A 23132-nucleotide genomic window follows, 5' to 3' on the forward strand; every position below is an offset into this window, starting at 1 on the left:
CGCCCTGCGTGGCTTCGCGGTGCTGAACGAAGGGCAGCCACGCAGGGCGTGGCTCTACGCTGAAGGTCGCCCTTTGGGCGGCCTTTCATCCCCCGATCTCCGCCGGGCAAACGCAAAAAGGCCGCCCCTTGGGGCGGCCTTTTTGCGTTTGTCTGGCGGAGAGAGGGGGATTCGAACCCCCGAAGCGCGGTTTAGACGCTTACACACTTTCCAGGCGTGCTCCTTCAACCGCTCGGACACCTCTCCGGACCTGCTGCGATAACCCGCTGCAGGGGCGCAGATTCTAGCCGGGGAATGCGATTGGCACAAGCACCACGATCACCCGGCTGGGGGGCTGGACAGGCGTGGCACAATGGACGTCCCGATGAAGACGGTGGCCTGATGTCCTATCTCGTCCTTGCCCGCAAGTGGCGTCCCAAGCGTTTTGCCGAGCTGGTAGGCCAGGAACACGTGGTCCGTGCGCTCAGCAATGCGCTGGACAGCGGCCGGGTGCACCACGCATTCCTGTTTACCGGCACCCGAGGGGTCGGCAAGACCACCATCGCGCGCATTTTCGCCAAGTCGCTGAATTGCGAGCAGGGCACCAGTGCCGATCCCTGTGGCCAGTGCCCGGCCTGCCTGGATATCGATTCCGGGCGCTATATCGACCTGCTGGAAATCGATGCCGCGTCCAATACCGGCGTGGACGATGTCCGCGAGGTGATCGAGAACGCCCAGTACATGCCCTCGCGCGGCAAGTACAAGGTCTACCTGATCGACGAAGTGCACATGCTGTCCAAGGCGGCGTTCAATGCGCTGCTGAAGACGCTGGAAGAGCCGCCGGAACACGTGAAGTTCCTGCTGGCCACCACCGACCCGCAGAAGCTGCCGGTCACGGTGTTGTCGCGCTGCCTGCAGTTCAACCTGAAGCGGCTGGACGAGGACCAGATCCAGGGCCAGATGACCCGGATCCTGGCCGCCGAGGAGATCGAATCCGACCCGACCGCGATCGTGCAGCTGGCCAAGGCCGCCGATGGCAGCCTGCGTGACGGCCTGTCGCTGCTCGACCAGGCCATCGCCTATGCCGGTGGCGCGCTGCGCGAAGACGTGGTGCGCACCATGCTGGGCACCGTGGACCGCACCCAGGTGGCGGCCATGCTCGAGGCCCTGGCCGACGGCGATGGCGTGCGCCTGTTGCAGGTGGTGGCCGCGCTGGCCGAATTCTCGCCCGACTGGAGCGGCGTGCTCGAAGCGCTGGCCGAAGCCCTGCACCGCATCCAGGTGCAGCAGCTGGTGCCCGGCGCCCAGGCCGACGGCGAAGGCATCGATGCCGCCGCCTTCGCCCAGCGCCTGCGCCCGGAAGTGGTGCAGCTCTGGTACCAGATGGCGCTGAGTGGCCGCCGCGACCTGCACCTGGCGCCCAGCCCGCGCGCCGGTTTTGAAATGGCCGTACTGCGCATGCTGGCGTTCCGCCCGGCCGCCGCGGTACCGCCGGTGCCGCGTGACCCGGGCACCGGTACCGACGTGGGCAGCGGTTCGCGCGGGGCCGAGCAGGGGGGGATGGCCGCCGCGCCGGCCGCCGCAGCCGCGCCCGTAGCGGCTGCGCCCGTTGCCGTCGTCGCAGCGCCTGTGGTCGCTTCGGCGCCGGTGGCCCCGGCGGCGCCCGTGGTTGCCCCCGCTGCGCCGAAGCCGACACCTGCGCCGGTGGCCGAACCCGCCGCCGACGACGATCTGCCGCCGTGGCACCAGGCCGGCAGCGACGACCGTGACGAAGCCCTGGCCGTGGAACTGGCCAGCCCCGACGCTGCCATGGCCGCACCGTGGGAAGCGCCGCCGGAACGCCCGCCCGTCCAGGCGGTGGCGCCCGCGCCGCGCCCGCAGGGCATCGCCATCACCCCGTCACCTGCGGCCGGCACTGCCGGCCCGGTCGCGCTGGCGTCGGCCGAAACCTGGCTGGAGCTGGTCGCCCAGAGCCAGCTGAATGGTCCGTCGCGGCAGCTGGCCGCGCACGCGGCCTTCATCGGCTTCCAGCACGGTGTCTTGAAACTGGCCGTATCGCCCGGATTTGAGTACCTGTGTTCGGACCGTTCGCTGGCGGCCCTGACCGAGGCCCTGTCGGGCCCGCTCGGGATGACCCCGAAGATCGTGATCGAACATGGCAACGCCGAGGCCGAAACGCTGCACCAGCGTTCCGACCGCCAGCGTGGCGAGCGACAGCAGGCGGCCGAAACCGCCTTCATGGCCGACCCGTCGGTGCAGCTGCTGATCCAGCAGCATGGCGCCCGGGTCGTGACCGATTCCATCCGTCCTTTTGATGAGTAACACGACATGCGCGGCAACATCGCCCAACTGATGCAGCAGGCCCAGAAGATGCAGGAAAACCTGCAGAAGGCCCAGGAAGAACTCGCCAAGCTGGAAGTCACCGGCACCGCCGGCGGCGGCATGGTCAGCGTGACCCTGACCGGCGCCAAGGAGTGCCGCAAGGTGCGCATCGATCCGTCGATCCTGTCCGATGCGGAAATGACCGAAGACCTGGTCGCGGCCGCCTTCAACGACGCCTCCAACAAGATCGATGCCGAATCCAAGAACCGCATGGGCTCGGCCACGGCCGGCATGCAGCTGCCGCCTGGCATGAAGCTGCCGTTCTAAGCGTGAGCCTGCCCCTGCTCGAACAGCTGATCGAAGCCTTCCGGGTGCTGCCCGGGGTAGGTCAGAAGACCGCCCAGCGCATGGCGTACCACGTGCTGGAGCGCGAGCGCGAGGGCGGTAAAAAGCTGGCCGAGGTACTGGCCAAGGCGATCGAGCGCATCGGCCATTGCGCGCAGTGCCGCGATTTCAGCGAAACCGACATCTGCGCGGTCTGCGCCAATGGCAGCCGCGAACGCCAGCAGCTGTGTGCGGTGGAATCGCCGGCCGACCGGCTGGCGATTGAAACCGCCACCGGGTTCCGCGGCGTGTACTTCGTATTGCAGGGTCGGCTCTCGCCGCTGGACGGCATCGGCCCGCGCGAACTCGGCCTGGACCAGCTGGAAGCACGGCTGGGGCAGGGCGAGGTGCAGGAGCTGATCATCGCCACCAGCGCCACCGTCGAAGGCGAGGCCACCGCGCATTACCTGGCGCAGCTGGCGCGTGCGCACAAGGTGCGGCCCAGCCGCCTGGCGCAGGGCCTGCCGCTGGGCGGCGAGCTGGAATACGTGGATCGCGGCACGCTCTCGCACGCGTTCGGCACCCGTACCGAAGCAACCTGACAGCCGGCATTGCCGGCAACCCTCAAGGTGACCCCATGTCTGAAGACACGCTGTTCGGCAAGATCATCCGCCGCGAAATTCCGGCCACCATCGTCTACGAAGATGACGATGTGCTGGCGTTCAAGGACATCGCACCGCAGGCGCCGGTGCACGTGCTGTTCATTCCCAAAAACGAAGCCATTCCCACGCTGGACGACGTGCAGCCTTCGCAGGCGCACCTGATCGGCAAGCTGGCGCTGGCGGCGGCAGAGTACGCACGCCGCGAAGGCTTCGCGCAGGATGGCTACCGCATCGTCATGAACTGCCGCGAGCATGCCGGGCAAACGGTGTTCCATATCCACCTGCACCTGCTGGCGGGAGCGCCGTTGGGGCATTTCGGTACCCCTGGGCACTGAGCCAATAAAAAATTGGCGGCGTCAAGTCATTTTTGAAAATGGCTTGATGGCCGTAAGTCTATATGGGGTGCGGGTTTAGCTCTACTTCGGGCCGCTTTGCGGAGCTGCGGCGTTGCGGGCTGGGAGCCACATAAGAGCATCGCGGTAGAAAGCCGGAGCGTGCTGCATCGGGGACGATTGCCAGCAGACGGCGGACGCATTTGATCATGATAGCCCAATCGGCCATCGTCCTCCAGAACGAAGAACGCGCAGCCTTGGGCTGCGCGTTCGAGGGATGGCCGCCAGTGGAAACCGGCATCATCAGCTTGGCTTGGGTGGCGCGGCTCTGGTCGCGCCACCCTTCCTGAATCCCCGATCCCCGGCCATGAATGCCTCCAGCATGTGCGGGATCAGCGTGGCCGCATCGACCGCCTCGCCATATGCCTGCGCGTGCAGCGCGGCGTAGCGGTCGAGGTCGGCTTTCAGGCTGGCCGGGCAAGCGAAGGTCAGCTTCGTGGATTCCGTTTTCGGCAGCGGCCCGAGCCGCAGCTTCTTGGTCGTGCTCATCGAGAAGTCCCCCGGTTGAAGAACAAGGGCTAGTACGGCCGCAGTACCAGATCGCGGTTGACGATGATGCGAACCGGCAAGCCCGGCCGCTCGGTCAGCGTCGGCTGGATGTTCATGTTGCGCCGGGTCATCTCCTGACCGACCTGATTGATGCTGTCCTGCGCGCTGTCGCGCCCGGCGATGATGATGCGATCACCGTCCTGCCGGTTCTCCGGCGCGGCCAGCTCGGCACCGACACCCAGCAGCGTGGTCAGCGCCGCGCCGGCGAAGATGCGATCCCAATGCCAGTCCACATCGTCCTCCAGTCCGGCATAGCCGGCTGGGTCGGTGCCGGCCAGGTTGTCGAGCGTCAGCGATGACGTGTCGGGCAGGATGATCCGGTTCCACACCACTTGCACCCGACTCTGCCCGTAGCTGACCTGGCTGTTGTAGCGGCCTAGGATGCGCGATCCCTGCGGGATCAGCAGGAACTTGCCCGTGGCCGTGTCATAGACCGGCTCCGTCACCGTGGCGATCACGTCGCCGGGCAAGTCCGACTTGATGCCCGTCACCAGCGCCCCGGCAACCACCGTTCCGGCCATGACCTGATACGGCGAAGCCGGCAGGGTCAGATTGCCGGAATTGCGGGTTTCCGTGGTTCCGGCTTTCTGGAACGCCTCTTTCTGGTCTTGCCGGTTCTGCACGGCGGTCGGGTCGGCAGGCTGGGCCGCCGTTGAGGCCGGCCCGGCGGCCAGCGGGTCGAACGCCGCATTGGCGGCGAAGCCCGGCGTGGCGGCAGCCTGCGTCTGCGCCACCGGCGCGGCCTTCTGCGAACCGGAGCGGAAGAACACCGAGGAACCCGCCGCGGCTTCGGCCTCCTTGCGCCGCGCGTCGCGCTCGGCCGCCGCCGGGTCTTGGCCGGGCGGCGTGTAGCTGGCCACCGCCGGCTGCTGCTGCGCATTGACGATGGCTGGGCCGAGGTCGCCCGGCAGCGGTGGTCCCAGCTCCGGCACGTCGGGCGGCAGCTTCGAGTAGTCGGCCGGAAGCTGGTCGAGTCCTTCGGAGCGCGAGACGCGATCCACGTTGTAAAGCTCGGCCTGCTCGTTGGCCCCGCGCCGCTGCGGTTGCAGCGACCACATGAGCGCACCGAGCACGGCGACCGACAGGCCGCCGGCGAGGATGGCTAGGGTGCGCCGGTTCAGGCGCGTGACCGGCTGCGGCTGCGCCCGCAGCGTCACCGCTTCCGGGGCGACCTTGCCCGCCTGCGGCGTGGCGAGGTCGGGAGTGTCGTCCTGGCTCATGGTCAGTTCCCCCGCGCGATGCCGTCGGTGCGCTCGATGCGTACCACGTCGCCCTTGTCGCCACCGAGGCGCAGTTCGGCCGCGCCGAACAGCCTATCCACGATGTAGTAAGGCGGACGGAAACGGTAGTTCACCAGTTGCCCGTCACCCTGCGCGCCGATGACGAACAGCGGCGGCAGTTCGCCTTGCGCGATGCCCGGCGGGAACTGGATATAGACCTTCTCGCCGTCATCGAAGGCGCGTAGCGGCTTCCACGGCGGATTGCTGCCGCTGACCGCGTAGCGGAAGCGGATCTTCTCCAGCGACAAGCCGGTATCGACCGGCGCGGCGGCGCTGGCCGCCTGCGCCTGGCGCTGCAAGGCCAGCATCCGGTCTTTCGGGTAGTCCCAGGACACCGAAGCCATCCATGCACGCTCGGTCGAGGTCAGCTCCAGCAGGTATGTCCTGCGGCTGGTGGTGATGACCAGATTGGTTTTCAGGCCCGAGCGGATGGGCTTCACCAGCACGTTCACGCGCAGCGCATCGCCGCTGCCGCTGGACGTGTCGCCCACGATCCAGCGCACGGTATCGCCGGCGGCGACCGTCACCAGTTCCTCGCCGGGCTGGAGCGAAACCACGGTCACGCGCCCCGGCGCGGCATAGACCTGATAGAGCGCGCCATCGGTGAAGGGCCACACCTGAATCGCGTTGACGTAGCCCTCGCGCGTGGGCGCGATGCGCGCCTCGGCGTTGGCCTTGGACACGCGCACCGTTTCGTCGGCCGGCTCCGGCGCCGGCTTGGCCTCGTCCACCTCCGGCAGCGGCTTCATCTGCGCCGGCATCGGCAGCACCTTCGGCACCTCCACAACTTCGATCGGCTTGGGTGGTTCGGGAAACGGCTGCGCCTGCACTGGCTCATCGAGCGAGATGGGCGGTGGCGGCTTGCCCTGCGTGGCGCAGCCCGACAGGGCCAGCAGCATCAACGGCAAAATGTAAAAGCGGAAAGGCAGGTTCATGGCTTGGCTCCTTCGGACGAATCCAGCTCGCGGCTCCACGACAGGCCATTGACGTAGATGCCGAGCGGGTTGCGGCGCAGGCGCTGTTCGGTGCGTGGGGTTTGCAGGACGATGGACACCACGGCCGTCCATCGCTCCAGCCCCGCAGCGGCGCCATTGACGTAGCGGCGTTCCGTCCAGCGCACGTTGAAAGACGTGTCGCTGGCGCGCACGACACTGGTGATCTGCACCGTCACCGATTCGCGGCCGATGCGGGCGAACGGGTCATTGGTGCGGGCGTAGTCGTTGAGCACGGCCGCGCCCTTGTCGGTCGTGTAGTCGTAGGCATCGAGCCAGTTCTGGCGCACCACGATGGGGTCGATGGACAGCGAGCGAACCAGCGTGACGAAGTGCGCCAGATGGAAAGCGATCTGTGCATCGGCGGGTCGGTACGGCGTGGCGGCTTCGCCGACCGTCCGCACCTGGCCGGCCTGATCGACCTCGATGACGTAGGGCGTGACGATGGACTGCGCCGAGCGCCACACCAGGCCGCCCGCCATCAGCAGCGCGAGCACCAGGCAGCCGAAGGCCATCAATCGCCAGTTCTTCGCCTGCACGCGGGCCGAGCCGATACGGTCGTCCCATACCTGCGCGGCGGATTGATACGGGGTGGCCGGCTGCGGCGTGTCGGCATAGCGCACCTGCGGTCGCTTGAATCGCATGGTCGTTTCTCCTTATGAATCGGAATCGCGCAGGCTCGGGCCTTGCCCGGAGCCGCCACCGTCGCCACCGCGCAGCGTGTGGGCGGCGGTCGTGGCTGCATGGGTGATCTGCTGGCGGCGGTGCATCCGCTTGGCCCAGGCGGGTTGTTCCTGCTTCTGCGGGTTGGCCGCGCCGTCGGCGGCTTGGCCGGATGCAGCCCCGCCATCCGCCGCCGAGCCGTTCCACCCGGCGCGGAAAGAGCGGGTCATCTTCTGTGCGGCACCGGACGCGCCGGATGCGGCGCTGCGCCCGGCGGCCTGTGCGCCGGTCTTGGCGACGTTGCCGAGGCCGGCCATCGCGCCCTTCGCGCCGCCGCCCGCAGCGGCGGAACCGGCCTGGAATGCCGACCGGGCGCTGCCGGCCGCCGAGGTGGCGGCACGCGCTCCCGCGCCGGCCAGCTTCGCGGCGGCGGGTGCCATTCGCGCCCCGGCGGCCACTGCACCGCCTACGCCGGTCGCGGCGGCACCGATGGCGACGGCCGTGCCGGCGGCACCGATCGCCGCGCCGGCCATTGCGCCGGCGCCGAGTTGCGGCGCACCAGACACCAGGCCCGTGGCGATGCCCGGCCCGTAGATGCCTAGCGCCAGCAGCGCGAGCGAGGCCAGCATGATGACGAGCGCATGGTCGATGGATGGCTCATCGGGATGAACCTGGAACTCCGCGAACAAGCCCGAGCCGATGCCGACGATGACGGCCAGCACCAAGACTTTGATGCCCGCCGAAACCACGTTGCCAAGCACCTTTTCCGCGAGGAACGAGGTCTTGTTCCAGAGGGCGAACGGCACCAGCACGAAGCCGGCGAGCGTGGTCAGCTTGAACTCGATCAGCGTGATGAAAAGCTGGATCGCCAGCACGAAGAAGCAAAGCACCACGACCAGCCAGGCAATGAACATCACCACGATGGGATCGAGGTTCACGAACACCTCGGGGAAGCCGGCCATTTCGCCGATCTGGTCGAGGATCGGCGCGGCGGCGTCGATGCCGGTTTTCGCCAGCCGCCCCGGCTGGAGAAAGTTCTCCATCGTGATGGCCGAGCCGGTGGCCGTGATTCCCAGGCCGGCAAACGAACGGAACACGATGCCGGCCAGCAGGTTGAAGTTGTTGATGATGTAGGCGAAGGCACCGACGTAGAGCACCTTGCGCAGCAGCTTGGCGATCACGTCCTCGCCCTGGCCGGTCGCGTGGCTCATCGCCCAATACAAGCCGGCGATGGTCATGTCGATGACGATCAGCGTGGCGGTCAGAAACGCCACTTCGCCTTGCAGCAGCCCGAAACCGGAGTCGATGTAGCGCGAGAACGTGTCGAGGAAGCGGTCGATGATGGTCACGTCATTCATGGCGTGTCCTCCCCGGCAGGTTCATCGAAGCTCGGCGGGATCGGCGGCAGTTCGGCCAGCGAGCCGTATTCGTCCGGCCCGGTGTGGCCGGCGAAGAAGCGCCGCCGGAACGCTTCGGCGGCGGCGCGGCAAGCGTCCTCGCCTGCGGCCTGCATGACCTGTTGTGGATGGGCCGCGCATTGCGCACGCAATGCCTTGAGCCGCACCGGATCGGCGGCCAGGGTATCGGCCAGGTCGCCGGCCTGCTGCTGGCCGCACGCGGTCAGCAGCAGGGCCAGCAGCGAAGCCGGCAGGACAAGGACGCATCGCATGGCCGTGTCTCCCGTCAGTTGGAATAGAAATCCACGCGCTGCGGCGTGTACGGCGTGCCGGCGCCGAGGAAGCGCCGCCGCACTTCGCGGGCGCGCTCGGTGGCCGCCGCTTGCCGCGCCAGTTCCAGCGAGGCCGCCCGGTCTTGCGTGATCTGGAGCTGCTGCGCCTGGATGGACTGCTTGGCCTGCAAGGCAAGAAGCTGGTTCGTCGCCTGCATCGCTTGCAGCGCGCCGGTGGCGGACTGGCTCTGGCTCACGAGGTCGGCCAGCGCGCTTTCGTCTTGGGTCAGGTTCTGCGACACCTGGGCTTGCATCCGCATCGCGGTGTGCAGGCCGTTCAAGCTGTTCTGCCAGCGTTCGCGGGCGTCCTGCGCCATGCGGTCGCCGCTGACGGTGGCGGCGTACTGCTCGGGATACAGGCGCGCGAACTCCCGATCCATGCTCGTCACGTCGTAGGCCAGCCCCCGCGCCTCGGCGATCAGGCGCTCGGTGGTGGCGAGCGTCGAGCGCAGGCGGTTGAGGATGTTGAAGTCCAGATTCGCCAGATTGCGCGCCTGGTTCATCAGCATCTGTGCCTCGTTCTGGAGCTGGTTGATCTGGTTGTTGATCTGTTCCAGGGTGCGCACGGCCGTCAGCGTGTTCTGCACGAAGTTCGACGGATCGAACACGGTGATGGCCGCCGCCGGCTGTGCGAGCATCAGCGAGACGGACAGTGCGGCGGCGAGCGAGGCGGACAGCAAACGGGGCTTGGTCTTCATGGTGAAACCTCCAGTGGTTGGGCGTTGAGGAACGAAGTGGCCGCCGGTGCAGACGGCAGCAGGTCGGCGGCCCAATCAAGGCCGCGATGGCGCAGCCACGCGCCGGCGAAGCCGGGTACGCCGGCCTGCGTCAGCACGCGGTCGATGTCGCGTTGGTCTTGCGGTGTGGATGCGCCCACGAAGGCGAGCGCGGCCGGCCCCAGGTCGAGGTCGAACAGGCGATTGCCGAGGCGCGATTGGTAGTAGTAGTTGCGCTTGGGCTGCGCGGTGGCGACGATTTCGATTTGCCGGCTGTTGAGGCCGAAGCCCTCGTAGATCGTGCGAATTTGCGGCTCGGTGGCCTGCGGATTAGGTAAGAAAATCCTGCTCGCGCAGCTTTCGATGATCGCGGGCGCGATGGTCGAATCCTTGATGTCCGCCAGCGACTGCGTGGCGAAAATGACGCTGACGTTCTTTTTCCTGAGCGTCTTGAGCCATTGCCGGATGCGCGCAGCAAAGGACGGCTCATCGAGGAACAGCCACGCCTCATCGAGAATCAGCAGCGTGGGCGCACCGTCGAAACGCTCATCGAAGCGGGCGAACAGGTAGCGCAACACCGCTTGCACGGCGGCCGGGCTGTGCATCAGTTCTTCCATCTCGAAGCCCTGCACGTCGCCGAAACCAAGGCGGTCGGCGTCCGCATCCAGCAGCTTGCCGTGGGCACCGCCTAGGACATACGGCGACAGCGCCTGCCGCAGCGCGTTCGATTGCAGTAGCACGGAAAGCCCGGTCATCGTGCGCTGTTCCGGCGGCGCACCGGCGAGGCTTCCGAGCGCCGACCAGATAGCCGCCTTCTCGTCCGGGCCGACGGTCACGCCTTCATGCAGCAGGCGACCTTCCACCCATTCGGCGGCCCAGGTGCGGTAGCCCTCGCCGTCGATGCGGGCGAGCGGCTGGAACGCGATGCCGCCATCCGCGCCCAGGTCGTAGTGCTCGCCGCCCAAGCCGAGGATGGTGGCGCGCATCGAGCGCCCCATGTCGAAGGCGAAAATGCGCGAGCCGAAGTAGCGCCGGAACTGCATCGCCAGGATGGCGAGCAGCACCGACTTACCCATGCCGGTCGGCCCGGCGACCAGCGTGTGGCCTACGTCACCGATGTGCGTCACCAGCCGGAACGGCGTCGCGCCATCGGTGCGGGTGACGATCAGCGGCGGGCCGTCGAGGTGGTCGTTCTTCTCCGGCCCGGCCCACACCGCCGACAGCGGCATCATGTGCGCCAGGTTCAGCGTCGAGACGATGGGCTGGCGCACGTTCGCGTAGGCGTTGCCGGGGATAGACGACAGCCAGGCATCGACGGCATTGAGAGTTTCGGGGATGGTCACGAAGCCCCGGCCCTGGATGACGCGCTCCACCATGCGCAGCTTTTCGTCGGCAGCGGCGGCATCCGTATCCATCACGGTGACGGTGGCCGTCAGGTAGCCGAAGGCGACTTGATCGCTGCCAAGCTCCTGCAAGGCCGCGTCGGCATCGGCGGCCTTGTTGCTGGCGTCGGTATCGACCAGCGGCGATTCCTGCTGGAAGATCGTTTCGCGTAGCAGCGCGACGACGTTCTTCCGTTTCGCAAACCACTGGCGACGCAGGCGACCGAGTTCCTTTTCCGCCTCGGCTTTGTCCATGCAGACAAAGCGCGTGCTCCAGCGGTAGCCAAAGCCCAGGCGGTTGAGGTCGTCCAGCAGGCCCGGCCAGGTCGAAGTCGGAAAGCCGCGCACCGATGCCACGCGCAGGTGCAGATCGCCCAGCGTGGGCGCGAGGCCGCCGACCAGCGCGGAGTCGGCCAGCAGCGCGTCCAGATGGAAAGGCACCTCGGGAACGCCGATGCGGTAGCGCCGCGTCGAGACGGTCGCGTGCAGGTAGGTCAGCGTCTCGGCATCATCGAGCCAGGCGATTTCCGGCATCACGCCATCGAGCAGGTCGAATACGCGATCGGTTTCCGCTACAAACGCATCGAGCCGGCCACGCCAGTCCACGCCGTCGCCAGGTGCGTTCTCGTACAGCATCTTGGCGGCGCGGGCGCGGGATTCCTCGGGCGGCAGGAACGCCACCGTCAGGTGATAGCCGCTCTCGAAGTGGTTGCCGGATTCCTCGAAGGCGGCGCGGCGTTCCTCGTCCACCAGCCAGGACAGCGGCTCGGGAAAGTCGGAGTGTGGGTAGTCCGCCGCCGGCCGGCGCTCGGCCTCGATGAACAGCGCCCAGCCCGAACCCAGCCGGCGCAGCGCGTTGTTGAGCCGAGCCGATGCGGCGATCAGCTCGCCTTGCGTGGCGCTGTCCAAGTCGGGGCCGCGAAAGCGGGCCGTGCGCAGGAAACTGCCGTCCTTGTTCAAGACGACACCCGGCGCGATCAGTCCGGCCCAGGGCAACCAGTCGGCGAGCAAGGCCGGGCGCTGGCGGTATTCGGCAAGGTTCAGCATGGCGGCGTCTCCCTACACGTCCAGCAGCGGCCTGTGCTTGATGTGCCGGGCGAAGACCTGCATGAACTGCGGATCGACGCGAGCGCCCCACACGGCGAGCGAGTGGCCGACGATCCAGAGCACCAGCCCCGGAATCCACAGTTGCAGCCCCAGGCCCACGGCGGCGGCGAGCGTGCCGTTCGCAATGGCGACGGTGCGCGGCGCACCGCCCATGAGGATCGGTTCGGTCAGCGAGCGGTGTAGCGGCACCTCGAAGCCCGGCAAGTCGTTGGCGGTGCTCATACGACCGCCCCGCCGGAGAACGAGAAGAACGACAGGAAGAACGAGGACGCGGCGAACGCGATGCTCAACCCGAACACGATCTGGATGAGCTTGCGGAAGCCGCCCGAGGTGTCGCCGAAGGCCAGCGCCAGGCCCGTGGCGATGATGATGATGACCGCGACGATGCGCGCGACCGGCCCCTGGATCGAATCGAGGATGGATTGCAGCGGGCCTTCCCACGGCATCGAGGAACCGGCGGCCTTCGCCGTGCCGGCCGTCATCAGCATGACGGCGGCCAGCAGCAGGCCGTGGTGCGTCGGCGCGGCCAGCCGCCGCAGGCGGGCGAAGGCCGAAGCCGGATTTACGGAAAGGCGCAAAGCATGGGCGTTCATCTGCGTCATAGCAGTTCTCCAGGTTGGTCAGGGGACGAGGAAGAAAGCGGCGGCAGCTCGGGAAACGGCGTTTCCAGCACGTCCGCCAGGCGATAGCCCGCAGCGTCGAAACCGACGACGCGGACGATGGTTTCGACATGGCGCTTGCGGCCACGTCCGGCGATGTGGATGACGACGTTGACCGCTTCGGCGATCAGTGCCCGCGGCGGATTCACCGCGACTTCGAGAATCAGTTGCTCCAGGCGCAGCAGCGCGCCCAGCGCGGAACCGGCGTGGATCGTGGCAATGCCGCCTGGGTGGCCGGTGCCCCACACTTTGATGAGGTCGAGGGCTTCCCCGCCGCGCACTTCTCCGACGACAACGCGATCCGGGCGAAGGCGCATCGTGGCGCGCACCAGCTCCTGCATCGACACCACGCCGGCCCGCGTGCGCAGCGGCACATGGTCGCGGGCCGCGCATTGCAGCTCGATGGTGTCTTCGAGCACCAGCACGCGGTCGCCGGTGGCGGCGATCTCGGCCAGCAGCGCGTTCGCCAGCGTGGTCTTGCCGGTGCTGGTGCCGCCGGCGATCAAGACGTTCTGCCGCTCGCGCACCGCGCGGCGCAGGAAGTCCGCTTGCCCGGCGGTCAGGATGCCATCGGCCACATACTGATCCAGGCCGATGATGTTCACGGCGCGCTTGCGCAGCGCGAACGCCGGGCCGGGCGCGGCAGGCGGCAAGATGCCCTCGAAGCGTTCGCCCGTCTCCGGCAGCTCGGCGGTCAGCAGCGGCTGACCGCGATGCACTTCCGCGCCGACGTGGGCCGCGACCAGGCGGATGATGCGTTCGCCATCGGCTTCGGGCAGTTCGACGCCCAACGGCGCACGGCCCGACGACAGCCGATCCACCCATAGCGTGCGGTCGGGGTTGAGCATGATTTCCACCACGTCCGGGTCTTCCAGCGCGGCGGCGATCAGTGGCCCCATCGCTGTGCGCAGCATCTGGATGCGGCGATCCAGCGACGTGGCGGCGGACGAACGAGGCTCGGGCGGAAGTTGGGGAACGGCGCTCATGAGGCACGCTCCTGGGCTTCGGCCAGCGCCGCCGCGTCATCCATCCGTGCGGTGTCCGGGTGCAGTTCTTCCACCACGTCGCGCACGAGGCTGCGGCCGCGCAGCAGGTGCCGGCCGAGCTGTTCGACGAATTGCTCGAAGCGGGCCTTGCCTTGGGCGCGGGCCGCGTCTTGGTGCGCTTCGGGAACTGGCGTGCTGACGGTCAGGAAGTAGCGGACGAACAGCGCCAGCGTTTCGATCTGGATGTTCTGGTCACGCTCCAGGCGTTCGGCCTGCCGCGACAGACGATCCAGCCGCTTGGCGATGGCCGCCTCGCGCTGGTCGCCGGCATCGGGCGACAGCCACGATGCGAGCGCCGCCGCGACGATGCTGGATTTCGACACGCCTTTCTTGGCGGCCAGTTCTTCCAGGCGCTTGGCGTGCTCCTGCTGGATGAACAGATTGAGTCGGTATTGGCTCATAGCTCGATTCCGTCGTGTTGGTCGAGGGAAGCCAGCCGGGCCATGCGCTGCATGGCCGGGTCGAGCTGGCCGGGAAGCGGCAGCGGCAGGTCGTCGTCATCGAGCAGCGCCAAGTCGTTGGCGGCTGGCGCTTGTTCGGGGTGGTACTCGGCGACCTCGGGTAGCTCCGGTTGCCGGCGTGGGCCCCCGTCGTCGGCGCTGCCCAGGTCATCGACGGATGCCGTGGCCAGTGCGGTGGGAACGGCGGGAATCGCCAAGCCGCTCCAGTCGTCGGGACGAGTTGGCGGCACGTCGGCGTAGCGCCCGGCGGCGAGCGCAGGCGGCGACAGCACGCGCCGCTTGAAGTTGGCGTCGGCGTAGTAGCGCAGCTTCTTCGCCTTGATCGGTGGCAGGCTGGATACCATCACCACCGACTCGTCGGGCGGAAGCTGCATCACTTCGCCTGGTGTCAGCAGCGGCCGGGCCGTTTCCTGCCGCGACACCATGAGATGACCGAGCCAGGGTGCGAGCCGGTGGCCGGCGTAGTTGCGCTGGGCGCGAAGCTCGGTGGCGGTGCCGAGGGTTTCGGAAATCCTTTTCGCCGTGCGTTCGTCATTGGTCGCAAACGTCACGCGAACGTGGCAGTTGTCGAGGATGGAATGGTTCTGGCCGTAGGCTTTGTCGATCTGGTTGAGCGACTGCGCGATGAGGAAGCTGCGGATGCCGTAGCCGGCCATGAACGCCAAGGCAGTCTCGAAAAAATCCAGGCGGCCCAGCGCGGGGAACTCATCGAGCATCAGCAGCAGCTTGTGGCGGCGCTGTATGCCGTCGCTGCCATCGAGAGATTCGGTCAGCCGCCGCCCGAGCTGGTTGAGGATCAGCCGGATCAGCGGCTTGGTGCGGCTAATGTCCGAAGGCGGCACCACGAGGTACAGCGATACCGGGTGCTCGGCGGAAATCAGGTCGGCGATGCGCCAGTCGCAGCGCGAGGTGACTTCGGCCACCGTGGGATCGCGGTACAGGCCCAGGAACGACATGGCCGTGGACAGCACGCCCGACCGCTCGTTGTCCGACTTGTTGAGCACTTCACGCGCAGCGGACGCGACAACCGGGTGTGGTGCATCGCCCAGGTGCTTCGTCGTCATCATCCGATGCAAGGTCAGCTCGAACGGGCAAGCCGGATCGCTGAGGAAGTTGGCGACGCCGCGCAGCGTCTTGTCTTCGCCCGCGTAAAGCACATGCAGGATGGCGCCGACCAGCAGCGCGTGCGAAGTCTTTTCCCAATGATTCCTGCGTTCCAACGCTCCGTCAGGATCGACCAGTATGTCCGCCACGTTCTGCACGTCGCGCACCTCATGCGCGCCGCGCCTAACCTCCAGCAGCGGGTTGTAAGCCGCCGACTTCGCATCGGTTGGGTTGAACAGCAGGCAATGCGAGAAGCGCGATCGCCAGCCGGCGGTCAGCGTCCAGTTCTCGCCTTTAATGTCGTGGACGACGACGGACGCGGGCCAGCTCAACAAGGTGGGAACGACCAGGCCGACACCCTTGCCAGAGCGCGTGGGCGCGAAGGTCAGGACGTGTTCCGGGCCTTCGTGCCGCAGGTACTGGCCGCGATGCAGGCCGAGGAAGATGCCGGCGGGCTGTGTCAGCCCGGCCTTGCGAATGTCGGCGGCATCGGCCCAGCGTGCGGAGCCGTAGGTGGTGACAAGGCGCGATTGCCGCGAGCGCCACACCGACATGGCAATGGCGACGATCACGGCCACCAGGCCGCTGCCGCCCGCGATGGCGCCGCCTATGTCGAAGACATGCGGCGCGTAGGCATCGAAGAAGAACCACCACTCGAACAGCCGCCAGGGGTGATAGACCGGCGTTCCGAAGAAATCAAACCAGGGCGAGCCAAGGCGTACTTGATAGGCCAGAGCGGCGGCTGTCCATTGTGTTGCACTCCATACACCGGCGATCACGATGCCGAAGACGGCGGCGATCTGCCCGAATAGCACGCCCTGAGCTTGCATGACTGGCCTCCGATTCCTGCGCTGATTCCTCGTTCACGCGCGGCACAAGGACGTGCCGCATAGCGTGAGGATCAGTGCCGGGTCAGTGCCGGTCAAAGGCCGTTTTCAGAAGAAAGGGCGAGAAAAAAGCAAGATTTCGCGCAGGAGCGCAGGCAGAAAAAACGCCACAAGCGATGGCGCGTTGCGGCGTGTCAGGCAAAAAAGCCGAAAATTTGTGTCGAAGTGCCGACGATCAGAACTTAGGCGGTTCCTTCCGTGGCGTATAGGGCGTGTTGCCATCGCCATAGAACCGTTTGCGCGTGGCTTCCGCCACGCGGTTGCACAGCACGTCGCCCAGCGTGGCGCGATCGGTCTTGCACTGTTGGCGCAGTTCTTTAAGCCGCTCGGGATTGGATGCCAGTTCTTCAACTGTCAGGATAGCTGTCGTTTGGGGCGTTTCGGATTGACCGCAAGCCGTTAATGCCACGGCCAGCAAGAAAGGAATGGTCTTCTTCATGGCCTGAGTTCCTCCTGTGGTTCGGGATCAATACTCGGGAAGTGCCGGCTGATTTCGGGGGACTCGATGGCCTGTACCCGCTCGATGAAGCGAAGCAACGTATCCGATGGCTCCTCGTCCAAATACAACAGATAGGTCGTAAGCATTGGCGAGCGGCCAGTCAGTGGTCGTGCCACGATGCCCTGTTCTCGGCTGGCCACGATGTGCGCGGCTCCAGTCAATCCTAGGGCGAAGCCTGCGGATACCAGCGCCATCATCAGATCACAGGAAGTGACTCGCTCGGCAACGATCGGCTCCATGTCCACACGCCGAAGGACTCTCTCAACCTGCTTCGCATGCCCCTCGCACGCTTGTGGATCGCATAGCACCAGTGGATAACGCAGTAATTCGTCCAAGGGGATGCGCTTATGGATCAGCAACGGATGACGGGCCGGCACAGCCACCATCATCGGGTCGTTCCAGGCAGGCAAAGCCGTGATGACTTCCCCAACTTCGTCAGATTGAGCGAATCCTACGTCGTACAGGTCTTCTTGTAGCCCCTTGAGCTGCTGAGAAAGTGGCACCTCAAACAGCCGGATTTCGACTTCGGGTTCTTCTTGTCGGCAAAGAGCCAACAGGGCAGGCAGGCGCGACGGTGTAAAGCCATCGGACAGAGCGATACGCAACTGACCGTGAAAGCCATTAGCCGCTGCTTTGACGCTATCGCGGGCCTGCTCCAAAGTGGTAAACACACGCCGCACATGCTCTAGAAAAAGTCGCCCGGCGTGGGTCAGTTTCGTACTGCGTGTGGTTCGGGCGAACAGCACCGCGCCAAGTTCTTCTTCTAGCTCCTTGATGGCACGCGACAGAGCCGACTGATCGACGTGCAATCTCTCGGCAGCACGGGCGAAGCGGAGTTCTTCGGCTACTGCCAAGAAGCAGCGAAGATGCCGAAGCTCCATGAGTCACCCCCTTCTTGGGTATCGTTTCCAATTAACAGGCAGAAGGCATCGTCAAGGATTGAGAAATATTTATAAAGCTTCTCACTCACTCTTCTCGCCTCTTTTTAATATAAATACTAGCGATAACATCGCTAGCGATGTATATGCCCTGCACTAACCTGCATCAAATATAAATACTAGAAATTCTTTACACGCATCGCGTACGTTACCAGCAGGATAAGCGCGATCTGAGCTATCAATGCGATCCGCCGGATGGCGGTTTGATCTTGTTTGGTGAAAGTCCGTTTGGACACAGTAGCAGCGATGCCATGAAAGACAAATACCACCAAACCCACGTAGGGAAATATCATGGTTCGCCAGGGGCCAATGAACGTAATTGCCAAACCGGTAATGGCTACTAAGCCGGCGACTGCCCGGTGGGAGATGTAGATCGCTTTCGCTCTACTATTCATACCGCGACTACCAGTAGCATCCCCCTTCCATGCCAAGAGTGACCAAATTCCCGTCATCAGTATGGATAAAACGGCGGTTAAGATGTGCAAGTGTTTGAAGGCGATATACATGGAATTTCCTATCTTTTCATCGTAGGTGGTCTTCATTCGGATGAGCGCTTAGAACTCAACGTTGAATTTTGGTATCTCTTGTTGGTCAGGACACCAACCAGAGACTTCACGGCATTTCGCAATTCCGCACCAGCGACTTCATCAATACCCAACTGACGAGACAGCATTTCTGGAATATGTTTTGCAGCATGACGCAATTCATCTCCATGTGGTGTTAGTGCAATAAGCACCCGTCGCTCGTCTCCAGGGTCACGTTGTCGAGTAATGAATCCTCCATGCTCCATGCGTTTAAGCAGGGGGGTTAGCGTGCCATTTTCAAGATGCAAACAATCGCCCAAATCCCCAACTTTGACTGGCGATCTTTCCCATAACACCAGCATGACAAGATACTGTGAATAGGTCAGCCCCAAAGGCTCCAGCATGGGTCGATAAACTCGCGTCAGCAGGTTCGTCGCAGCGTAAAGTGGGAAGCAAAGCTGGTGATCTAGCAGTAGTGGATTATTTTCTGTTTTGGGAGGTTTGGAGTTCATGATTTAGCACCAGCTCTTGGATTTGGATTGGCTACTGTTTAACAGATGGTCGCTGTCCGCCAGATCGGACAAGTTGAGCATGCTGTCGAGTAAATATTGGTTCCAGGCAAGATCCAAGAATTATGCCTTTCTAGCGATTATATCGCTATCCAACAAAAATTCAAGAACAGAAACTTTTCTTCGGCCCTGCTAGAAGCCAGATTGACCAAAGGTACTTCAATAGCCAAGGCTGAGGCTCCAGCACAAGGAACAGCCTGAACCCGCGACAAGAGAGCTTGCGCTGCGGGACAGGCCACAAAAATCCTCCTGCTGGAGACTGTTCACTCCGCCTGCAATATCACTTTCATGGCTTTCTCACGCGCTGCGTTGCCGAACACTTCATAAGCTTGGACTACGTCATGCAGAGCAAAGCGATGGGTGACAAGTTGCTCCGGCTTCACCTTGCCAGCCTTCACCGTCTGTAGGAGCATCGGCGTGCTGTAGGTGCTGACCAGACCAGCCGAGAGCGTGATGTTGCGACTCCACAACTTCTCCAGATGCAACTCCACGGGCTTGCCATGCACGCCGACGTTGGCAATACGACCACCGGGAGCGATGATCGACTGGCAAGTGTCGAAGGTAGAGGGAATGCCCACCGCTTCCACCGCCACGTCCACACCCTTACCGCTGGTCAATGCCAGGACTTGCTCCACCGCGTCTCCGGTACCAGCGTTGATGCCGTCGGTTGCGCCGAAGCGGCGTGCAACCTCCAGTCGAGCCAGATCGGTGTCGATCATGATGATCCTTGATGGCGCATAGAACTGTGCGGTCAGCAGCACCGCCATGCCGATGGGGCCGGCACCGACGATCGCTACCGTGTCGCCCGGCCGCACCTGGCCTGCCAGCACACCGATCTCGAAGCCGGTGGGCAGGATGTCGCTGAGCATCACCAGCGCTTCGGGGTCTACGTCTTGCGGTGCCGGATACAGACTGTTGTCGGCATGTGGTATACGGACGTACTCGGCTTGGGTGCCGTCGATCTGATGGCCGAGAATCCAGCCGCCATCCGTGCAATGTGCGTAAAGTTGCTTCTTGCAGTATTCACAGCGACCACATGAGGTCACGCAGGAAATCAGCACCTGATCACCTTTTTTGAAGTTGCTGACAGCCTCGCCAACTTCCTCGACGACCCCTACACCTTCATGCCCCAGAACCAGGCCATCGACCGCCTCGGGCAGGTCACCTTTGAGGATATGCAGGTCGGTACCGCAGATGGTGGTGTGGGTGATGCGGATAACCGCGTCAGTGGGATGAGAGATGGTCGGCTGGGGCTTGTCCGCCCACTCCTTTTTGCCTGGGCCACGATAGATGAGCGCTTTCATGAACAGACTCCGTAGAAATGTTGAAGGTAGTGAAACCGCCGCTGCTGATTTCAGCCCAGCCGCCGTGCAACGGCGGCTGGATTGACGGCACAGAAAGAGCCACTGACCACAGCGGTACACCCGAAACGGCAGGCTATGTTCCGACCTGAGCGGCAACAGGTCAAGCCGTGAGGGCACACAGTCGCGACGACAGTCAGCGTGTATGCACCGAAAGCGTGACGTCGATATTGCCTCGGGTCGCATTCGAGTACGGGCATATCTTGTGTGCCTCGGCCACAATCTCCTCGGCCTCGGCTTGGCTGACGCCAGCGATGGTCACGTCCAGTGCGACACTCAAGGCGAACCCGCCGCTACCGTTCGGAACCATGCTCACAGTGGCGATCACATCGATGTCGTTGTCGCGGATCTTGGTCTGCTTGTTGCGCGTGCCGTGAATGACGGCATTGCCGAAGCAGGCCGCGTAGCCGGCCGCGAACAGTTGCTCCGGGTTGGTCGCACCACCCTTGCCGCCGAGTGCTGAAGGCAGGGCCAGAGGCAAGTCCAGCAAGCCATCGTCGCTACGCACGGTGCCGCTACGGCCGCCGACGGCGGTGACTTTCGTGGAATACAGCGTACTCATAGTGTTTCTCCTAGATGATTGATCAAGTCCACATGGACGCTAGCGATTATATCGCTAGCTAACAAATAAGCAACAGGCTTGGTCGAAGTGTTCAGATCGACAATCTCCCCGACCTCCCACCTGGTGCGACCCGCCCACCGCAGATGTGCTGCCATCTTGGTGGCCATCGGCACATCGGCTTTATTCCGTATCCAGCGAACCTGTGTTCGCCGTCTGAGTGTTCGTTGGAGCAAGGATCGGAAATCCTAGGAGTACTAAATCAGCCTATGCTGGGGCCTCTTGGCCTCCCCAGTTCCCAGGACACGGCGCTAGCACTCACGGTTGCGGCGAGCTGCTGCCCTAGCCGCCGTTCGATCACCGGACGCCACGGCACCAGGCTGAAACCCATGCCGTCATCGAGCATCGCGTAGCGCCCGCTGGCGAGCATGACCGAGCGCCGGTAGATGCCGGCCACGCGCTGCCCGTCCGTGACGGGCCGATGCTCCAGGCCGGTGTCGGCGGCAATGTCCTTGGCGGCCTGCGCCAGTTCCCGGTTGCGCAGCGTCCCCAGCAGATTGCGGGCGAGGATCACGCGCTGCCCGCGCCGCTGGGCCAGCCCCTGTTCTTCGAGGAAGTCGGCGCGCTGCTGCAAGGCTGCCTTGGCATCGCCACCAAAGCCCAGGTCGCCCAGCCCTCGGCCGCCGCCGATCAGTTGCTGGTCGAGCCAGGTGGCCCCGATCACGCGCGCCTGCCGTTCGATGGGTAGATGCGATTTCAGCTCCACCGCCACGCCGCCCAGGCGTTGTGCGTCGTACTGGCGGCCACGCTCGGCCAGGTCGTCCGGCACCTTCCATAGTCCATCGGCCACGCGCTCCACGATGCCAGCCCGGCGCAGGGCTTCCAGCCGGCGAACGTGCGCCGCGACGACTTCCTGCGGATCGCGTCCAGCCGTGGCCCGGCCTTGTTCGATGGCAAGGTGATGATCGGCGCGATACAGGCCATTGCTCGCCAGCGCGGCGATGTTCTTGTCGGCCGCCCGCACCTCGGCGGAACCGCGCACTTCCACTACCGCGCCGGTGGGGTAATTCGCCAGCTCGTCGCGGGCGTTCAAGGCGACGTAGTGGGCCTTGCCGTCCACGCCGTCGATGACCAGATAGCCGCGGTCGTGCAGCTCGTCGGCCAGCCCCTTGCCGGCCACGCGGCCGACAATGGCGCGGCCGTCGTCGCCCGGCTCGAACACCGCCAGCTCGCGCGGCTGGCCGCTCATGGCACGCTGCATCGTTCGGATAATGTCGCCACGCTCGCCCAGGGCGCGCAAGGTCTTCTCGGCATCGGCATGGACGGCCCAGGTGCCGGGCTGCGTCTCGTCGGCCAGGCCCAGGCGCTGCAAGCGTTGCAGGCGGCCGATCAGCAGCAGGCGCTGGCGCTGCAACGTCGGTTCGTTGAAGCGTTCGATCTGCACCCGGCCATCCTCGCCGGCCTCGCGCTGCAACGCGCGGTCGAGGCTCGTCCACCGCTCTTGCTCCACCTCGCGCTGCAAGGTCTGCTGGATCTCCAGTTCGGTGCGCGGCCCCAGCCATTCCGTCGCCAGTTCGGCGGCACGATGGCGGAAGCCGTGGGCGATGTAGTCCCCGGCGATGATGAGGTCTTTGCCGGTGTCGTCGCGCCCGCGCACGATCAGGTGGGTGTGCGGGTTGTCGGTGTTCCAGTGATCGACCACCACCCAATCCAGCCGCGTCCCTAGGTCGGCCTCCATGCGGTTCATCAGGTGGCGGATGTAGGTGCGCAGGTCGTCCAGCTCGGCCCCGTCCTCCGGGGAGACGATGAAACGGAAATGGTGCCGGTCGTCCTGGCAGCGTTCCTTGAAGGCATCCAGGTCGGCTTCGTCGGCCTGCGGCCCGTAGGCCCGGCCAGGTTCGCCATCGCGGCCCGCGCCGTCGCGCTCGATGTAGCGCAGGTGCTTGGCGAGCGATTGCGGGCTGGCGTTGCGCTGGTTGACCAGCAGGGTCTTGATGGTCACGCGTCGCGACATGGGCGTCAGCTTCGCGCCGGCGAAACGCGCCGCCGTGTGGCCGCGCCCCAAGCGTGAGCCGGGCCGCTGGCCGGCGCGCTGACCGCTGCCGCCAGCGATAGGACGGTGTACCGCTGACTTGCCGCTGCTGGCTTTGCCGGCCTGCTTGAGCACCTTGGAAACGAAGCTCTGGCCCTGACCCTTGCCCCGGTTCTTCGGGGCGCTGGGGCGCACCCGGAAATCGTCGTCGCGGCGGTCGGTCATGGCCGCGCTCCCTGTAAGCTCTGGCGTGTCCTGTCGTGCGAAGCACGCGGACATGCCTGCATTGGCGCGGGCCTCGCGCCGAACGCGGCCCGGCGGCGCAGCCGCGCCGTGCCGCGCCCCCCCCCAGTGGAGGCGGGCGTTTCGTTCGGGCGCGGGGCGCCCCCGTTTGTT

At 65.2% G+C, this 23132-nt stretch carries 24 protein-coding genes and 1 tRNA gene; 4 read left to right on the forward strand and 21 right to left on the reverse strand.

The window, feature by feature from the left end:
- Positions 1–153: 153 nt before the first annotated feature.
- Positions 154–246, reverse strand: a tRNA-Ser gene (locus QMX79_RS12445).
- 135 nt (positions 247–381) lie between these two features.
- On the opposite strand from QMX79_RS12445, the gene dnaX reads away from it, so the two are divergent.
- The 4 genes from dnaX to QMX79_RS12465 are packed head-to-tail and all read left to right on the forward strand — an operon-like array spanning position 382 to position 3622.
- The gene (dnaX, locus tag QMX79_RS12450; protein ID WP_282247031.1) at positions 382–2301 is read left to right on the forward strand and encodes a DNA polymerase III subunit gamma/tau; all 1920 of its coding nucleotides are present in this window, start codon (positions 382–384) and stop codon (positions 2299–2301) included.
- Positions 2302–2307: 6 nt separating this feature from the next.
- Complete coding sequence (locus tag QMX79_RS12455) at positions 2308–2628, forward strand: YbaB/EbfC family nucleoid-associated protein (RefSeq protein ID WP_068849611.1); 321 nt, start codon at positions 2308–2310, stop codon at positions 2626–2628.
- 2 nt (positions 2629–2630) lie between these two features.
- Positions 2631–3227, forward strand: coding sequence for a recombination mediator RecR (gene recR, locus QMX79_RS12460; protein ID WP_282247032.1), 597 nt, complete (start codon positions 2631–2633; stop codon positions 3225–3227).
- 35 nt (positions 3228–3262) lie between these two features.
- Positions 3263–3622, forward strand: coding sequence for a histidine triad nucleotide-binding protein (locus QMX79_RS12465; RefSeq protein WP_282247034.1), 360 nt, complete (start codon positions 3263–3265; stop codon positions 3620–3622).
- A gap of 300 nt (positions 3623–3922) precedes the next feature.
- Here QMX79_RS12465 and QMX79_RS12470 read toward each other — a convergent pair whose 3' ends face one another.
- The 20 genes from QMX79_RS12470 to QMX79_RS12565 form a co-directional block, all read right to left on the reverse strand.
- The gene (locus tag QMX79_RS12470) at positions 3923–4168 is read right to left on the reverse strand and encodes a DUF2274 domain-containing protein (RefSeq protein WP_044463532.1); all 246 of its coding nucleotides are present in this window, start codon (positions 4166–4168) and stop codon (positions 3923–3925) included.
- Between the two features lie 29 nt (positions 4169–4197).
- Positions 4198–5448 (reverse strand): TrbI/VirB10 family protein, encoded by a 1251-nt coding sequence (locus tag QMX79_RS12475; protein WP_044463533.1) that lies wholly within the window; start codon positions 5446–5448, stop codon positions 4198–4200.
- A gap of 2 nt (positions 5449–5450) precedes the next feature.
- Positions 5451–6443: a P-type conjugative transfer protein TrbG gene (gene trbG / locus QMX79_RS12480; RefSeq protein WP_023104054.1), complete on the reverse strand. Its 993-nt coding sequence runs from the start codon at positions 6441–6443 to the stop codon at positions 5451–5453.
- Positions 6440–7144, reverse strand: coding sequence for a conjugal transfer protein TrbF (gene trbF, locus QMX79_RS12485; protein WP_023104055.1), 705 nt, complete (start codon positions 7142–7144; stop codon positions 6440–6442). Before trbF ends, trbG begins: the two co-directional genes overlap by 4 nt.
- Before the next feature lie 12 nt (positions 7145–7156).
- Positions 7157–8521 carry a P-type conjugative transfer protein TrbL gene (trbL, locus tag QMX79_RS12490; protein WP_042933693.1) on the reverse strand — a complete coding sequence of 455 codons (1365 nt, stop codon included), beginning with the start codon at positions 8519–8521 and terminating at the stop codon, positions 7157–7159.
- Positions 8518–8832 (reverse strand): hypothetical protein, encoded by a 315-nt coding sequence (locus QMX79_RS12495; protein WP_042933694.1) that lies wholly within the window; start codon positions 8830–8832, stop codon positions 8518–8520. The genes trbL and QMX79_RS12495 overlap by 4 nt, the downstream gene beginning before the upstream one ends.
- Before the next feature lie 14 nt (positions 8833–8846).
- Positions 8847–9590, reverse strand: a complete 744-nt coding sequence (trbJ, locus tag QMX79_RS12500) for a P-type conjugative transfer protein TrbJ (RefSeq protein WP_042933695.1) — start codon at positions 9588–9590, stop codon at positions 8847–8849.
- A complete protein-coding gene (gene trbE, locus QMX79_RS12505) occupies positions 9587–12037 on the reverse strand; it encodes a conjugal transfer protein TrbE (RefSeq protein ID WP_042933696.1) in 2451 nt (816 codons plus the stop codon). Before trbE ends, trbJ begins: the two co-directional genes overlap by 4 nt.
- A gap of 12 nt (positions 12038–12049) precedes the next feature.
- Positions 12050–12319 carry a VirB3 family type IV secretion system protein gene (locus tag QMX79_RS12510; protein ID WP_023104058.1) on the reverse strand — a complete coding sequence of 90 codons (270 nt, stop codon included), beginning with the start codon at positions 12317–12319 and terminating at the stop codon, positions 12050–12052.
- Positions 12316–12699: a TrbC/VirB2 family protein gene (locus tag QMX79_RS12515; RefSeq protein ID WP_023104059.1), complete on the reverse strand. Its 384-nt coding sequence runs from the start codon at positions 12697–12699 to the stop codon at positions 12316–12318. The genes QMX79_RS12510 and QMX79_RS12515 overlap by 4 nt, the downstream gene beginning before the upstream one ends.
- Positions 12696–13742: a P-type conjugative transfer ATPase TrbB gene (gene trbB / locus QMX79_RS12520; protein ID WP_023104060.1), complete on the reverse strand. Its 1047-nt coding sequence runs from the start codon at positions 13740–13742 to the stop codon at positions 12696–12698. Before trbB ends, QMX79_RS12515 begins: the two co-directional genes overlap by 4 nt.
- The gene (locus QMX79_RS12525; RefSeq protein WP_023104061.1) at positions 13739–14203 is read right to left on the reverse strand and encodes a ribbon-helix-helix protein, CopG family; all 465 of its coding nucleotides are present in this window, start codon (positions 14201–14203) and stop codon (positions 13739–13741) included. Before QMX79_RS12525 ends, trbB begins: the two co-directional genes overlap by 4 nt.
- Entirely contained in the window at positions 14200–16197 is a 1998-nt protein-coding gene (locus tag QMX79_RS12530; RefSeq protein ID WP_044463534.1) for a conjugal transfer protein TraG, read from the reverse strand. Before QMX79_RS12530 ends, QMX79_RS12525 begins: the two co-directional genes overlap by 4 nt.
- Positions 16198–16429: 232 nt before the next feature.
- Positions 16430–16693, reverse strand: coding sequence for an EexN family lipoprotein (locus tag QMX79_RS12535; RefSeq protein ID WP_023104063.1), 264 nt, complete (start codon positions 16691–16693; stop codon positions 16430–16432).
- Positions 16690–17634, reverse strand: a complete 945-nt coding sequence (locus QMX79_RS12540; RefSeq protein ID WP_023104064.1) for a LysR substrate-binding domain-containing protein — start codon at positions 17632–17634, stop codon at positions 16690–16692. Before QMX79_RS12540 ends, QMX79_RS12535 begins: the two co-directional genes overlap by 4 nt.
- Before the next feature lie 176 nt (positions 17635–17810).
- A complete protein-coding gene (locus QMX79_RS12545) occupies positions 17811–18233 on the reverse strand; it encodes a hypothetical protein (RefSeq protein WP_099589311.1) in 423 nt (140 codons plus the stop codon).
- Positions 18230–18727: a MarR family transcriptional regulator gene (locus QMX79_RS12550; protein WP_071536860.1), complete on the reverse strand. Its 498-nt coding sequence runs from the start codon at positions 18725–18727 to the stop codon at positions 18230–18232. The genes QMX79_RS12545 and QMX79_RS12550 overlap by 4 nt, the downstream gene beginning before the upstream one ends.
- Positions 18728–19047: 320 nt before the next feature.
- A complete protein-coding gene (locus QMX79_RS12555) occupies positions 19048–20088 on the reverse strand; it encodes a zinc-dependent alcohol dehydrogenase family protein (protein WP_023104065.1) in 1041 nt (346 codons plus the stop codon).
- Between the two features lie 193 nt (positions 20089–20281).
- Complete coding sequence (locus tag QMX79_RS12560; RefSeq protein WP_023104066.1) at positions 20282–20707, reverse strand: organic hydroperoxide resistance protein; 426 nt, start codon at positions 20705–20707, stop codon at positions 20282–20284.
- Between the two features lie 259 nt (positions 20708–20966).
- Entirely contained in the window at positions 20967–22961 is a 1995-nt protein-coding gene (locus QMX79_RS12565) for a relaxase/mobilization nuclease and DUF3363 domain-containing protein (RefSeq protein WP_044463535.1), read from the reverse strand.
- Positions 22962–23132 lie beyond the last annotated feature (171 nt).

Origin of the sequence: Stenotrophomonas sp. PS02300 (genome assembly GCF_029959395.1) — a bacterium.
In the GTDB taxonomy this organism is placed as follows: domain Bacteria; phylum Pseudomonadota; class Gammaproteobacteria; order Xanthomonadales; family Xanthomonadaceae; genus Stenotrophomonas; species Stenotrophomonas maltophilia_AD.